The sequence below is a fragment of the Olleya sp. KKT75 genome (assembly GCF_055635485.1).
Map to the genome: position 1 here is coordinate 1,482,715 of NZ_CM145759.1, position 13,906 is coordinate 1,496,620.

The 13,906-nt window shown below is 33.5% G+C and carries 12 protein-coding genes; 8 read left to right on the forward strand and 4 right to left on the reverse strand.

The genetic code is table 11. From position 1 onward, the window contains the following. Positions 1 to 2: 2 nt before the first annotated feature. Positions 3 to 2,144, reverse strand: a complete 2,142-nt coding sequence (locus tag ACZ2G2_RS06585; protein ID WP_470394622.1) for a TonB-dependent receptor plug domain-containing protein — start codon at positions 2,142 to 2,144, stop codon at positions 3 to 5. 92 nt (positions 2,145 to 2,236) lie between these two features. Between ACZ2G2_RS06585 and ACZ2G2_RS06590 the strand changes: the two genes are divergently transcribed. Genes ACZ2G2_RS06590 through ACZ2G2_RS06610 form a run of 5 tightly spaced genes read left to right on the forward strand, consistent with a single transcriptional unit; the run spans position 2,237 to position 7,697 of the window. Further along, positions 2,237 to 3,145 carry a DUF6607 family protein gene (locus ACZ2G2_RS06590; protein WP_470394624.1) on the forward strand — a complete coding sequence of 303 codons (909 nt, stop codon included), beginning with the start codon at positions 2,237 to 2,239 and terminating at the stop codon, positions 3,143 to 3,145. An 11-nt stretch (positions 3,146 to 3,156) separates the two neighbouring features. Then, entirely contained in the window at positions 3,157 to 4,620 is a 1,464-nt protein-coding gene (locus tag ACZ2G2_RS06595) for an ankyrin repeat domain-containing protein (RefSeq protein ID WP_470394626.1), read from the forward strand. A gap of 9 nt (positions 4,621 to 4,629) precedes the next feature. Then, entirely contained in the window at positions 4,630 to 5,115 is a 486-nt protein-coding gene (locus ACZ2G2_RS06600) for a DUF2271 domain-containing protein (protein ID WP_090836807.1), read from the forward strand. A 10-nt stretch (positions 5,116 to 5,125) separates the two neighbouring features. Continuing rightward, entirely contained in the window at positions 5,126 to 7,324 is a 2,199-nt protein-coding gene (locus ACZ2G2_RS06605) for a PepSY domain-containing protein (RefSeq protein ID WP_470394628.1), read from the forward strand. A gap of 16 nt (positions 7,325 to 7,340) precedes the next feature. After that, entirely contained in the window at positions 7,341 to 7,697 is a 357-nt protein-coding gene (locus ACZ2G2_RS06610) for a DUF6686 family protein (RefSeq protein ID WP_282069677.1), read from the forward strand. Positions 7,698 to 7,776: 79 nt separating this feature from the next. Here the strand turns inward: ACZ2G2_RS06610 and ACZ2G2_RS06615 are convergent, their stop codons facing one another. Beyond that, positions 7,777 to 8,910, reverse strand: a complete 1,134-nt coding sequence (locus ACZ2G2_RS06615; protein WP_470394630.1) for a hypothetical protein — start codon at positions 8,908 to 8,910, stop codon at positions 7,777 to 7,779. 20 nt (positions 8,911 to 8,930) lie between these two features. Continuing rightward, a complete protein-coding gene (locus ACZ2G2_RS06620) occupies positions 8,931 to 9,713 on the reverse strand; it encodes a hypothetical protein (RefSeq protein WP_470394632.1) in 783 nt (260 codons plus the stop codon). A gap of 113 nt (positions 9,714 to 9,826) precedes the next feature. Between ACZ2G2_RS06620 and ACZ2G2_RS06625 the strand changes: the two genes are divergently transcribed. The 3 genes from ACZ2G2_RS06625 (at position 9,827) to ACZ2G2_RS06635 (ending at position 12,702) form a co-directional block, all read left to right on the forward strand. Next, positions 9,827 to 10,222 (forward strand): hypothetical protein, encoded by a 396-nt coding sequence (locus tag ACZ2G2_RS06625; RefSeq protein WP_470394634.1) that lies wholly within the window; start codon positions 9,827 to 9,829, stop codon positions 10,220 to 10,222. Positions 10,223 to 10,245: 23 nt separating this feature from the next. Beyond that, positions 10,246 to 10,854, forward strand: coding sequence for a Crp/Fnr family transcriptional regulator (locus tag ACZ2G2_RS06630; protein WP_470394636.1), 609 nt, complete (start codon positions 10,246 to 10,248; stop codon positions 10,852 to 10,854). Between the two features lie 75 nt (positions 10,855 to 10,929). Continuing rightward, positions 10,930 to 12,702, forward strand: a complete 1,773-nt coding sequence (locus tag ACZ2G2_RS06635; RefSeq protein ID WP_470394638.1) for an alpha/beta fold hydrolase — start codon at positions 10,930 to 10,932, stop codon at positions 12,700 to 12,702. Positions 12,703 to 12,895: 193 nt separating this feature from the next. Here ACZ2G2_RS06635 and ACZ2G2_RS06640 read toward each other — a convergent pair whose 3' ends face one another. After that, complete coding sequence (locus ACZ2G2_RS06640) at positions 12,896 to 13,897, reverse strand: NAD(P)H-dependent glycerol-3-phosphate dehydrogenase (RefSeq protein ID WP_090836800.1); 1,002 nt, start codon at positions 13,895 to 13,897, stop codon at positions 12,896 to 12,898. Positions 13,898 to 13,906: the final 9 nt, after the last annotated feature.

Sequence of the window (13,906 nt, forward strand, 5' to 3'; positions counted from 1 at the left end):
GTTTAAAAATTTAAATTATATAATAGTTTTAGGTAATATGATCTTCCGTAACCTAGTAAAAGGCTACTGTTGTTTGTGCTGTGGGTGCCAGTTATCGTGTTGCCATTAGTAGCAACAGTCGTAATGTCTAGCAAGTTTCGACCTCCAATTGTAGCTTGTAGTTTGTTGTTTAAAAAGGACTTTTTTATTGAGGCATCCATCCAACTGTAAGCATCAGTGGTATATTTTTTAAATAGTGTGCGACCTTCAGTATCGCTACCTTCGGCAATGTAGTTTTGTTGTTTTCCGTTATGTTTTAAAAGTACAGTAAACGCAGTGTCCCAATCTTTAACTAAATACGTAGCACTTGTATTAAGCTGTAAGGCGTATAAAAAGTCGTTTTCGGCATTAACCTCAGTGTTCATAATTCTAGAGACACCTTGTAGTGTTGCACCTAAATTAAAAGTCCAATTATCTTGTTTTATAGTGTTTTCGGATGTAAATCCAATTAAACGATAGGCATCAATATTTATATATTGGTATTGTAAGGGGGTTGTATTTGCTAGTGCTAGTTCAATCTTATCTTTTAAGTTGATATAACTTAATTTTATATTATTGGTCATAGTGATGTCGCCAAACCAACTGCGTTTTTTCAGATTTAAAAAAGTAGAAAACCCTTGTTCTGGAGTTAAGTCTTGGTTTCCTCTTACATCGTGGTTAGAGTCTACAAAATAGTAGTACAACTCTTCAAAATTTGGAGTACGGTAAGACGATCCGATACTTGCTCTTAGCTCGTACCCTTTGTTTAGTAAATATCTAGCGCTAAATGACCCCAACACTTGCGATTTAAATTTTGAGTTGTACTCATATCGTACACCAGGACGCAGTGATAGTTTATTAGATAGTTTATATTCTGAAGACATAAACACAGCATAATTATTCTGTTGTTGTGTTTTATCTTGCTGTGTAACTTCTCCGGATGCCTGTGTGTCAAATCCTTTTATAAATCTAGTTTCGTAACCCAATTGATAGTTAAACGTATCGCTTTTTGATAAATTATTAATGGTTCCTTTAGAGAAAAACACATCACTTGATTGGTAGGTTTCATCGGTCTGATTAGACTTTTCTTTGGTTAAGATATAGTAGTTAAATTCGTTTAAATCTCGTTTTTGTGTTTGGTAAGAAAACGACGCATTATAATTAGCTCCAGAAGTTAAACTACCGCTTAAACTTAAGTTATTTACAAACCTATTAGTAGTGTATATTCTATCTGTTGCAGAGGGATTACTGGTTTGTGACTGTGTATCTATATTTGCTCTTACGGCAGCATCGTAATAGTTTAAGTCTTCATTAAAATATTCGAACTTATAAAACAATCTAAAGTTAGTGCCAGAGTAATTAAGATTGGTTTTAGAGGTTAATTGGGTTTTTGGTAACCAATCATAACCCCGTAATCCATCATTTGTATAATGGTTTTGTCCTTCGCGTTGGTTGTAAAACCCTGCAAATTGATTACGGTTAAAGCCTAATTTAGCGGACCATTTTTTGTTTATTTTATGACCAATATTAAATGCTTGTATGTGGCGTCCTTGGTCAAACCAGGTATATTCATCGCTTACTGTTTCTTCTTGGACAAAGGCTTGGATTTCCCAGTCATGGGCAATAGATTTTTTAGTAATGATATTAATAACACCAGAGACTGCGTTGGCTCCATAGTCGACACCTACTGCACCTTCGACAATTTCGATACGCTCTATATCGTCTAAATTTATTTGCGTTAAATCTATGTTGTTCCCCACGCCATTATCACTGACTAAAGGGATGTTATCCACTAAAATATTAAAGTATTGCGAGTCTAAGCCAAAAAATGAAATAGTAGAACGTCCCGTTTGGGCACTAGGAATAATGTTTAAATTAAGGTTAAAATTTAGTAAGTCTGCTAAATTATTAGCAGCTTGTTGATCAATCTTTTTTCGGTCTATAACGATCACGTTATGCACAGATTTTTTTATCGATTGTGGATTATACTGACCAGTAATAACAACTTCGTCTAGTGTTTCGACTATTGTGGAATCTTTAACAACCGTTTTGTTTTTTTGAGCGAAAGTTATTCCGACTAAAAAAAAAGAAAAATAAATCGTTAAATAGTTTTTATTTAGAATCATTCTTGATTAAATTTGCTGCAAATATATATCTTATTTTAATTCAGTCTAAATAAGAACAATATTTTTTTAATAAAAAAAACAAACCATTAAAAATGAAACAATTAGCAGTTTTACCAGTATTACTTTTAGCATTTTCTATAGCACTACATGCGCAAGACAAGAAAAAACTAGATCAAAACGCCATTAAAAACATGTGTGGGTGTTATGAGGTAACTTTTAACTTTACAGAGACTTTTAACTATAGCCAGGACTCTTTATACAAGCCATCAGAAACTAAAGTAGATAAAGGTTTGGAGTGGGCACAATTGGTTGAGGATAGTGACGATAAAATTGTAATTCAGCATTTATTACAAGTAGGTACTCCTGAGTCGCCATATATTGTAAAGCATTGGAGACAAGACTGGTTGTTTGAAAACACAGATTTTTATATGTTTAATGGCGATAACCAATGGACGTATGTTTCAAAATCTAAAGACGACGTAAAAAACCAATGGACACAAAAAGTATATCAGGTGGATGATAGTCCACGTTACGAAGGGTCTGCAACATGGGTACATGTAGATGGAAAAAGCTTTTGGGAAAACGCTACAACAGCACCATTACCAAGACGCGAATACACTAAAAGAAGCGATTATAATATTACCTTAAGAGGTAACAGGCATCAAACTATGGATTATGGTTGGGTACATGATCAAGACAATGAGAAAATTATTAGAGAAGCAGGAAAAGAAGATGTGGTTTTAGCCAAAGAAAAAGGCTATAATACTTATGTAAAGGTAGACGATAGTAAGTGTCAAGCAGCACAAGATTGGTGGAAAGAAGGACAAGAAAAATGGGCTAAAGTCCGTACTAAATGGGCGTCTGTTTTTGCAAGACACCAAGATTTAGCGTTAGAAGCAAAAGTGGATAATAAAGTATTATTCAAATATTTGTTTGATGACGAAAATTACTCGACTTCAGAGCAAATAGATCCAATAATTGAACGTTTTATTAAAAAATAGATATAATTAATATGAAAAAAATAATAGCAATAAGTTTACTACTTGTAAGCATTACAGTAAGTGCGCAAGATAATGTGTTTTTAAATAGAGGGTTTTGGAATCCTACCGTAACTATTGATGCTGTTAAGGCACAAGTAGATGCAGGTAATAATCCAACGGAGTTAAATGATAACAATTTTGATCCTGTTGTCTACGCTATTTTACAGCAGGCACCAAATGAGGTGTTAGAATATCTAGTGTCTTTAAAAGGGAATGATGTTAACAAATTAACGCACGATGGACGTACTTATATTTTTTGGGCAGCGTACGCTGGTAACGATAAAATAATGGAATATTTTATTAGCAAAGGTGCCAAGACAGATATTTTAGATGATCACGGTTTAACGGCTTTAAATTTTGCAGCAAACGCAGGACAGACTAACACTAAGGTGTATGACGTTTGTATTGCAAATGGAGCAGATTTAAAAAACGATGTTAATCATGATGGTGCTAACGCGTTATTGCTAGCAGCGCCTAATGATATTAGATTAACAGGTTACTTTATTTACAAAGGTTTAAGCGATAAGAGTGTTGATAATAACGGAAACGGAATTTTTAACTACGTCGCTAAAACAGGTAATTTAGAGTTGCTTAAAGGACTAATCAAAGAAGGTAAAAAAGGTACCGATCAAGCGTTTATATTTGCAAGCCAAGGTACTAGAGGTAAAACTAACGGATTAGAGGTTTATAATTATTTAGAAAGTATTGGTTTAAACCCAAATACTAAAACAGCAGATAATATTACACCGTTACATAATGTCGCTTCCAGAAGTCAAGATTTAGAGGTTATTAATTATTTTATCAAAAAAGGTATTGCTGTAAATGCGGCAGACAAAAACGGAAATACACCATTTTTAAACGCAGTAAGTAATAATAGTATTGAGGTTGTTGCAGCGCTTTTAAAACATGTGGATACTATTGATTATACTAATAAAAAAGGGCAATCTGCTTTAATGTTAGCAGTACAAAATAACACAACAGACCTGGTTAAACTACTATTATCTAAAAAGGCTAGTACAACGTTGGTGGATGCTAACGGAAATAATTTAGCATACTATTTAATCAATGCTTTTAGTCCAAGAACGGAAAAAGACTTTACTGCTAAATTACAAGTGTTAGAACAAGCCAATTTTGAGTTTACTAAACCTCAGAAAAACGGAAACACATTATTACATTTAGCCTTAGATAAAAATAATGTTGATTTTTTAAAGCAAATTAATCAGTTTGAAGTGGATGTAAATACAGCTAATACTGAAGGTTATACACCTTTACATTTGGCTGCTATGAAGGCAACAAACACGACTATTATAAGATACTTATTATCTATTGGTGCGGATAAAAAAGCAACAACAAGTTTTGAAGAAACAGCTTATGATTTAGCATCTGAAAACGAAATTTTAATTCATAATAAAGTGGCATTAAGTTTTTTAAAATAAATTTATAAAATGAAAAAAAGTAAACTAATAGTTAGCCTTGCAGTCCTGTGTTTAGTACTGTTCTCTTTTACCGCATTACCAACAACTTCCAAATATAAGTGTATGGTACAAATGACCAATTATAGCGGAGAAGGGGCGTATATAGCCATCTCTTTAATTAATCCAGAGGGAGCATATGAAAAAACATTATACGTCCAAGGAGATGATGAAGAGTGGTATCATGACATTACAGAATGGTGGAAGTTTCAAGGTAAGGTTAGAGCAGAAATTGATGCCTTTACAGGTGCAACTATTTCTGGCGGAGAGCGTGCAATAAGTGTTATTGAGATTGAAGATTCTAAAATCAATGCAGGGTACAGCATCCGTTTTGAGTCGGCAGTAGAGGATCAAGAATATTACACTAAAGATGTCCAGTTTGTACTAACATCAGAAAGCGTAAAAAGTAAAACTGAAGGCACAGGATTTATACGTTACGTACGTTTAATGCCAAACTAATCGCGTATTTATGACCCTTTCTATTTGGAGGTATAGTCACTTAACATTGGCACTAGCATCGTTTGTATTTGTTTTTTTAGCAACTATAACGGGTATTGTTTTAGCGTTTCAGCCTATATCAGAACAACTGCAATCCTATAAAATAGAAGCTTTAGGTCAGCTTGATTTAGATCAAACAGTCGCTACGTTTAAACGTCAATATCCAGAAGTTATTACTATAGAAGTAGATGCAAATCAATTTGTGTCTGCTTCTGTGATTACTAAAAATGGGACTGCTTTAAATGGGTATTTTAATCCAAAAACAGCTGCCTTTTTAGGCGAAAAGCCTGAGGTATCCAACCTCTTTAAGTTTACAACCAATTTACACCGTTCGTTATTTTTAAAAAGTACGGGGCGCTTTTTAGTTGGCTTGGGTTCGTTTTTATTGTTTCTAATTGCTTTTTCGGGATCCATTTTAATTATTAAACGCCAAAGCGGTATTAAACGGTTTTTTGCTAAAATTGTAAAAGAAGATTTTTCGCAATATTGGCATGTTGTTTTGGGTCGGTTATCCCTTATTCCTATTGTAATTATAACCCTTACAGGCGTCTATTTGTCGCTGCTAAAATTTGATGTTATTACAGAAAATAAGCCTGCGCATAACATCGATTTTAATAATAACGCTTTCGCGGAAATACAGCCAGACGGAACCGTTTTTAATGCGACGACATTGGCTGAGGTTGTTAGTTTAGAGTTTCCTTTTTCCGAAGATGAAGAAGATTATTACACTTTAAAACAGGATAGTAAGGAGCTTCTGGTGCATCAATATTCAGGTCAGATTTTAAGTCAAGTAAATTATCCAATGACGACTTTCTTATCAGATTGGAGTTTAGTATTACATACCGGGAAAGGCAGTATTTGGTGGTCTATAGTCTTATTGATTGCTTGTTTAAACATTCTGTTTTTTATCTATTCAGGTTTTAAAATGACCATTAAAAGAAGGCAAAATGCCGTATTGCCTAAAAATAAAATAGGAAAGGATACAGCCGAATATATCATTCTTGTGGGCTCAGAAACAGGAAGCACATACGCATTAGCAACCGCCTTTTATAACGCGCTGTTAGCTAATGGACAGTCTGTTTTTATTACAGATTTAAACAGTTACACGACCTATAAAAATGCAAAGCAATTGATTGTTTTAACCTCTACTTATGGAGAAGGAGAAGCACCTATAAATGCAAAGCAGTTTTTATCGGTATTAAATACGGTCCCGCAAAAACAACAAATACAGTACGCAGTTGTTGGATTTGGATCTTTAAATTATGCAGCGTATTGTAAATACGCACAATTAGTAGATGCTAATTTGCAATTACATCCCCAGTTTCAGCCTAATTTGGAGTTGTGTAAAATACACAACCAGTCAGAAATGGATTTTAAAAAGTGGGTATTGCAATGGTCTAAGTCTGTTGGTTTGGATTTAGATGTAGCACGTATAAAAGTATCCAGTACACAACGGAAGCAACAAGCATTTACGGTGGTGAGTAAAACCGAAATTAATATAGACAATACCTTTGTTTTGACCTTAAAACCTAATAAAAGGTTGTCGTTTAAATCTGGAGATTTACTATCCATTATTCCTGAACAGGATGGCGTAGCGCGTCTGTATTCTATCGGGAAAATAGGAGGTGCTATAGTAATAAGTATTAAAAAGCACGAATTTGGTGTGTGCTCAAATTATTTTTATAATCTGACGGTTGGCGACCAAATCAAAGGTGTAGTTAAGCCAAATCCAACGTTTAATTTACCTAAAAGTAAACTTGTTAAAAGTGTGGTTTTGATTGCTAATGGCACAGGGATTGGTCCATTTTTAGGAATGATGCAAGACACAAATCCTGTAGTTAAGCATTTGTTTTGGGGTGGACGTACCACACAGTCTTTACAGTTGTATAAAACCAGTATTGATGCGAGTTTAAATAGCGGGTCTTTAACTAGTTTTAATATGGCATTATCGCAAGAAAACAATACTAGACTATATGTTCAAGATGTCATTGCCAAACAACAGTCTATTATTACTGAAGTTTTAAAAAACAACGGAGTGATTATGATTTGTGGATCAATAGCAATGCAAAATCAAGTATTAGACACTTTAAATCAAATAACAACATCCAGACTACAGCAACCTTTAAGTGTTTTTGAACACAATAATCAGATTGTAACAGACTGTTATTAATCTTAAAATTCAAACTATGTGTAAGCGTATACAATCAATTAATAAGACATCTCAAGGCGAATTAAATTTTTGTAAAAACTGCGTACAGTTTCACTTAGAATTTAATAACATCTATTTTGAGTTTACTCCAGCCGAGTATACTATTTTTAGAAACTACGTGCTGTTTATTGAAGCGGAATATTGGGAACAAAAGTATGCTAATGCTAACGTCAAACGTAAAATACCCGTGCCAACAAAACAAGATAATTTAGTGTTGATGTTTAATAGACAAGAAATAAAAGAGCTTAAAGCATTGGTTAGTACACAAAACAACAGCGTTTTTAATACCTTTTTAAATGTTGACGATATAGATTATACTTGTATTGTAAACTAGAATAGCTTAGAATTTAATATTAAAAAAGCCCATTTGATTTTTCAAATGGGCTTTTTTAAACGGTTTAATTTTTAATACTCTACTTTAAAATAATCTCGTAAGGAACGGTGTTGTTTAAAGAGTAGTTACCCGATATATCTTCTATAACTTTCTCGTCACTAGTATTAAAATAAGTGATTCTAAACTGCTTTATCTGATCTTGAGGGTACGAGTTAATACTTAGGTTTATTAAGCCACTAGAGTCGCTAGTTTTACTTTCTTTAAACTTGTATTCCGTTAGTACGTCAATAGTAACTTGTGCGGGTTGCCCGTTTACATTTAAAAACTTAGCTTTAAAAGATTGTGCTTCAATCTCAGGCTCATTAACATAGTTTAAATGTTGCTGATTTGTGTTTTGGTGTTTGTTTCTGTAAAAACCTAAATGTAAGTTGCTACTAACATCATCTAAAAAGGTGTTGTATCCTTTTTTCTCTGCGTTATCAAAATATTTACAAGACTCGCTAGTATGTAATCTTGCAATCTCCACTTCTTTACTATATTTTTTTCTGTTACTATAGTTTTTATAAGCCACTACAGAGCGCTTAAATAAGTAAAATACAAATAGTCCAGCCAATACCTCTAAAACATAAAATAATACGGGTAGGATATCTTGAATTCCGAAAGCTGATTCTCTAATTCCTGCTGCAATCTCTCTGGCAACACGTTCTTTAGAAAAATAGAAAATAGCACCTCCAATTGCGATAAATAAAATAACACCAAAGATAAATTGACCTCTAGCATGCTTAAATACACCTCTTACAATATCAGAATCTGGTGTAGACGCATTAGCGCTTATCTTTTTGTCCTCAAAAAAACGTCTGTTTCTTGTATGAGAACTTAACATACCTACTAAAAGTTCAGCAATAACTATAGATATAAAAATAATACCAATCCCAATTACCCAAGGGGCTTGTGGTAAGATATCACGATAAATTTCGCGACTAAAGTAGTATTCTAAAATACAAATTACAATAAACGAAATAGTGAAAGGCACTACATAAGCATTGGACATAATTTTGTCCCATTGGCTTAGTTTTTCCTCTTCAGGTTTTAAAATCTCAAAAGTATCTCTTGCGCGTTTTGAAGCAGAGTTTGCTCTTGATGCAACCTCGTCAGAAATTGTATATAAATTCTCAGACTCGTCTGTAGATGGTTGATTCCAGTTAACAATCATAGTTGGTTATGTGTGGTTTATTATAAACATTCAAAGTCTTCAAGGTAGCTAAAAAAGCCTTCTTTACCTTCAAATTCATTAATTTCAATACCTCCAAAAACGGAAGTGTCTTTCCAACCTACTAAATACAATTCTGCATTATCAGTAAGTTCTAAAGCGTTTTCAATCTTTTCAATTTTACCAGATTTAACAGGCTCATTAACACCGTCTGTAAACAATACAACAATTATTTTGTCGTAATCCTCCATGTTAGGTTCTTTTAAAAGCTTGTTAATATGGTTAAAAGCTAAGTCAATATTAGTAATGTCATTACCTTTATATGGTTTGTATGCTAAAATTGACGATTCTAATGTTTTAGATAAAAAAGTAGAGACACGCGATTGGTTTTTCTTTTTAATCTTTTCGTTTTTAGCTTTAATTTTTTCGTTGTGCTTTTTTTGTTTTGCTTGCTCTGTCAGCGTTGGGTTATCTGACGTTAAGATGTCCTCGTAATCTTTTAACGCGCTAACTTTTAATCTAAAAATCTCTTTAGAGTTTGGTGCAGGATTCCCAATAATGGTTGAGGCAAAATACCCGCTACCGTTTTCGGTAATAATATTTATTACAGTTTCATAATCTGATTTGTCTAGTTTTTGAAGACTTTGTGATGATCCACTTCTGTCATCACCAAGGATAATCATTATTTTACAGTCAGGAATGTCCTCTTCAGACGTAGCAGCATGTGCATTTGAAGGACCGTCTACGCAAGAAAAAAGAGCTATTGATAAAAAGGATAAAAGTAAAAATGGTTTAAAAAAAGTCATTGGTTGTTAATTTAGTGCTAATATATGTAATAAAAACTTACCGAATGTTACATAATCTTTGCTGTTAATCTATATTTTTGCACAACTTGCTAGTCCAAGTTTATTATATTTTTATGAAAAAAGACATCCAAATACCTTCAGTAGAAAACGTTTATATAGCAGTAGTAAATGAGTATAACGACATTTACAAGACCCAAGATTGGAATGCTTATATCATTAACGATAAAGACGTAGATTTAGAAATGGTTTTAATTGTAACTAGTGGGTATTCTGATGATAAAATGACTTCTATTTTTAGAAAAAAACTAGACAAACTACCTAAAAAGAGTTACGCTAAAATAGAGTTGATGCAAGAGGATTTATTTACTTTAAACAATCAATTTAAAGTCACTTTTTTTGAAGGCAATGCCATGTTTGATAAAACCTATACCTTTAGAAAAAACACGATTAACTTAAACGCTTTGCAGGCAGTTCCGTTAATGGAAGCGCGCGGTGTTTTGGTTAAGTAGCTTATTTGCGTACTTTTACATAAGTGATTAAAAATCAATTTTATAAAAGCATGCACGCCAATCAATTAATACAGTATTTAGAAAATTTTGACACTTTAACAAGTGCGGACAAGCTGTGCTTAATAGATAACTTACAGGTTAAAACGTATAAAACAGGAGCGGTATTTTTACCTGCTGGAAAAGTTGCACATGAGGTTGGTTTTATTATCGAAGGTGTATTTAGATACTTTTTTTATGATGGTCAGGGTAATGAGATTACCTCGTATTTTATATCCGAAAACCAATTTGTAACTAATATTACTAGTTTTAACGAATACACTTTTAGTTCTGGGACAATTGCTGCCGAAACGGATTGTCTTGTTTTAATGATAGACAGAAAATTATGGACATTATTTTCTGAACAGATTGATAATTGGAATAGTATTATTGCAAAAATCACATCTAAAATCTTGTTGGAAAAAACTAATTTTCAGCGTCAGTTAATCAATCAAGATGCTAAAGCGTCTTACTTAAGTTTATTAGCGCAAAGTCCATCGATTGTAAATAGAGTGCCTCAAACGCATATTGCCTCTTTTTTAGGAATCACAAAATTTTCGTTAAGCAGAATTCGTAATCAAATAGCTAACAAATAGTACTAGTTGTCATTTGACAACGCCCTACAATGTTATCATTCAGATATTTGTATTATAATAATTAGTAAGACTATTATGAGAAAAATATTGAAGATTATTGGCGGTTTATTTGCAGTTATTGCATTAGGATTAGGGATTGTTTACTTTTTTTTTCCTCAAAAAATAGTAGACTTTACTTATGCTCAAAATGCACGACTAGCAAAGTTAGTCTCAAAAACGATAACTGTAAATGGTTACAATACCCATTACTACACAAACAATAACACGACTGCAAAAGACACCTTAGTCTTATTGCATGGACTTGGCGACGATAAAAACAGCTTTGTACAATCGGCTAAATTTTTAACGGACGACTACTATTTAATTATTCCTGATCTTTTAGCTTCTGGAGAAAACAAAAAAGAGGCGACTTTAGATTTAAGTATTAAAGGACAAGTTGCATTTGTAAATCAGTTTTTAACAGGTTTAAATATTCAAACTTTTAATTTGGCAGGTAACTCTATGGGTGGGCATATTTCTGCTGCTTATGCTATTGCGTATCCAAATAAGGTGACGTCTCTAGTGCTTTTAAATGCACCAGGTTTAACGTTAGATAACCACGTGGTGTATTCTGGGTTTGGTAGTGTTTTAAAGGACGAAACCGATTTAAACGCAGTATTGTCCCGTGTGTTTTATAAAGTGCCTGACTTGCCAGGACCAATAAAAAAAATGTACATCTCTCAAATTAATGACAGTCGTGCGTTTTTAAATAATACTATTATTCCGCAAATAAAAAAAGGAGACTATTTTGATTTAAAAGAGCAGATTAACCAAATTAAAGCACCGACTTTAATTCTTTGGGGAAAACATGACGCAGTTGTAAAGTTTAATGTTGCCGAACGTTATAATAGAGAGATCCCTTTATCAGAAATTAAAATTATAGAAAATGCCTCACACTCGCCACAACTAGAAGTGCCAGAAGTTGTAGCTACAGATATTAACCTATTTATAAAAACAAACAAACTTATGAAAACTACAGCACCAACAACTAAGGCAGTACATTTAGCTAAAGTACAATTACATAGGTGGTATCAGTTATATGAAAGAGACATGAATACACAACGTATTAATAACCAATTGGATCTTTTAGATGAGGATATTTTTATGAAATCTACTGCAGGAGAAATGAAAGGAAAAGCCAATTATCCAGAAAGACTTACCGTTTATAAAGGTTGGAAAAATGCACATCATGTCAAGGATGTACAGATTACAGCTACAGAAAAGGGATGGCATTTGGAAGCCGATTTACGTTATCAAAATATACGTCCTGACGGTGTCAAAGCCAGTTACACGATACATTATAATACAGAGTTGGTACCGGGTAAGGATGGCTTACCTAAATTTGCGTCTATTGAAATAATCCCTACTGGAGAAACTAAAGACGATTTTGAGGATGCGTATCCTACTAACAGAGTTAAATCTTTGATGTATTATTGGATTGCATCCATGGAAAATCTTGATGGAGATGTAACGCCTTTTAAAGCCCTTTTAGCGGATGATTTTGTGTTAAATTTTTCGACTCAAAGTAAGATAACGTCTATTGAAGGTTTAGAGAAGTGGTTAAACGGTACGCCAAAACAATTATCTAAAAGCGAGCATTATCCTAAGAATTTTGAAGTCAAACAAATCCTGGAAAATGAATATGAAATGACGGTTGCTTTTGATTGGAAAGGCGTCTCTAAGGATGGAAAACATTTAGCAGGAACAACGCAGCACACTTGGTATGTTGTGGATAATCCAAACGATAAATTTGCTAAAATTTTAAAGGTAGATGTTGTCCAGTCAAAGCCATTAACGGTGGTTGATTAAACTGGTTTTTGGTTAGGCTTTATACCTTTACTGATGTCTGCGTTAGCGATTGTAGTGTAAATTCTTTTTATGAGGCACGATTAAAAAGATTGCAACGTAAAGCGCGACCCTTGGGTAACGCCCAAATAGATTTAAAAAGTAACAGGCAAAAAGCAAAAAGTCCCTTTATATACTATATACAAAGGGACTTTTTTTAATCTAATTTATCGGTTAGTTTCTGAAACACCTTTTTGGCGTCCTTACCTTCGTATAACACATCGTAAACCGCTTCTATAATTGGCAAGCGTGTTTTCTTTTTGTTTTTTTCGTTTAATATATGGGCGCTTTTTGTGGCATAATACCCTTCTGCAACCATACTCATTTCCATTTGTGCAGATTTTACGGTGTAGCCTTTACCAATCATGTTTCCAAATAAACGGTTTCTAGAAAAGGTAGAGTATCCGGTAACTAATAAATCGCCTAAGTAGGCTGAGTTATTTATGTTACGTTTCATTTTGTGCATTTTTTTAATAAAACGCTTCATTTCTCGGATGGCGTTACTCATTAATACACTCTGGAAGTTATCTCCGTAACCCAATCCGTGTGCAATTCCGGCAGCAATAGCGTAAATGTTTTTAAGCATTACAGCGTATTCTGTACCAATTACATCATCACTAGTTTTGGTTTTTATATAATCGCTTGACAATACATCCGCTATGGCTTGCGCTTTTTTCTGATCGGCACAAGATATGGTTAAATAGGATAAACGCTCTAAAGCAACCTCTTCTGCGTGGCATGGCCCTGCGATAACTGCAATGTTCTCAAACGGTATTTTGTAACTGTCATGAAAATACTCGCCAAGAAGCATACCTGTTTCTGGAAGTATTCCTTTTACAGCAGACACTACGGTTTTATTGGTAATATCTACGGTTAGTTTTTGTAACTCAGAATGTATAAAAGCAGATGGTACTACAAAAATTAGTACATCAGCATATTCTGCCATTTCGTTAATATCATTACTTAGTTTTAATTGCTCTAAATGAAACTCGACAGAGCTTAAGTAACTTGGGTTATGTTGTTCTTTTAATAAATGCTCTTTGGTGTAAACGCTACGCATGTACCATCCTACTTCATCCAAGTTTTCGCACAGCATTTTTACAATTGCAGTAGCCCAACTTCCGGATCCAAAAACAGCGTATTTTAATTGTTGACTCATAAATAACTT

What these genes read in the sequence shown, in the direction of transcription:
- ACZ2G2_RS06585 (WP_470394622.1), bottom strand. Translation starts at nt 2,144, where the DNA reads ATGATTCTAAATAAAAACTATTTAACGATTTATTTTTCTTTTTTTTTA.
- ACZ2G2_RS06590 (WP_470394624.1), top strand. Translation starts at nt 2,237, where the DNA reads ATGAAACAATTAGCAGTTTTACCAGTATTACTTTTAGCATTTTCTATA.
- ACZ2G2_RS06595 (WP_470394626.1), top strand. Translation starts at nt 3,157, where the DNA reads ATGAAAAAAATAATAGCAATAAGTTTACTACTTGTAAGCATTACAGTA.
- ACZ2G2_RS06600 (WP_090836807.1), top strand. Translation starts at nt 4,630, where the DNA reads ATGAAAAAAAGTAAACTAATAGTTAGCCTTGCAGTCCTGTGTTTAGTA.
- ACZ2G2_RS06605 (WP_470394628.1), top strand. Translation starts at nt 5,126, where the DNA reads ATGACCCTTTCTATTTGGAGGTATAGTCACTTAACATTGGCACTAGCA.
- ACZ2G2_RS06610 (WP_282069677.1), top strand. Translation starts at nt 7,341, where the DNA reads ATGTGTAAGCGTATACAATCAATTAATAAGACATCTCAAGGCGAATTA.
- ACZ2G2_RS06615 (WP_470394630.1), bottom strand. Translation starts at nt 8,910, where the DNA reads ATGATTGTTAACTGGAATCAACCATCTACAGACGAGTCTGAGAATTTA.
- ACZ2G2_RS06620 (WP_470394632.1), bottom strand. Translation starts at nt 9,713, where the DNA reads ATGACTTTTTTTAAACCATTTTTACTTTTATCCTTTTTATCAATAGCT.
- ACZ2G2_RS06625 (WP_470394634.1), top strand. Translation starts at nt 9,827, where the DNA reads ATGAAAAAAGACATCCAAATACCTTCAGTAGAAAACGTTTATATAGCA.
- ACZ2G2_RS06635 (WP_470394638.1), top strand. Translation starts at nt 10,930, where the DNA reads ATGAGAAAAATATTGAAGATTATTGGCGGTTTATTTGCAGTTATTGCA.
- ACZ2G2_RS06640 (WP_090836800.1), bottom strand. Translation starts at nt 13,897, where the DNA reads ATGAGTCAACAATTAAAATACGCTGTTTTTGGATCCGGAAGTTGGGCT.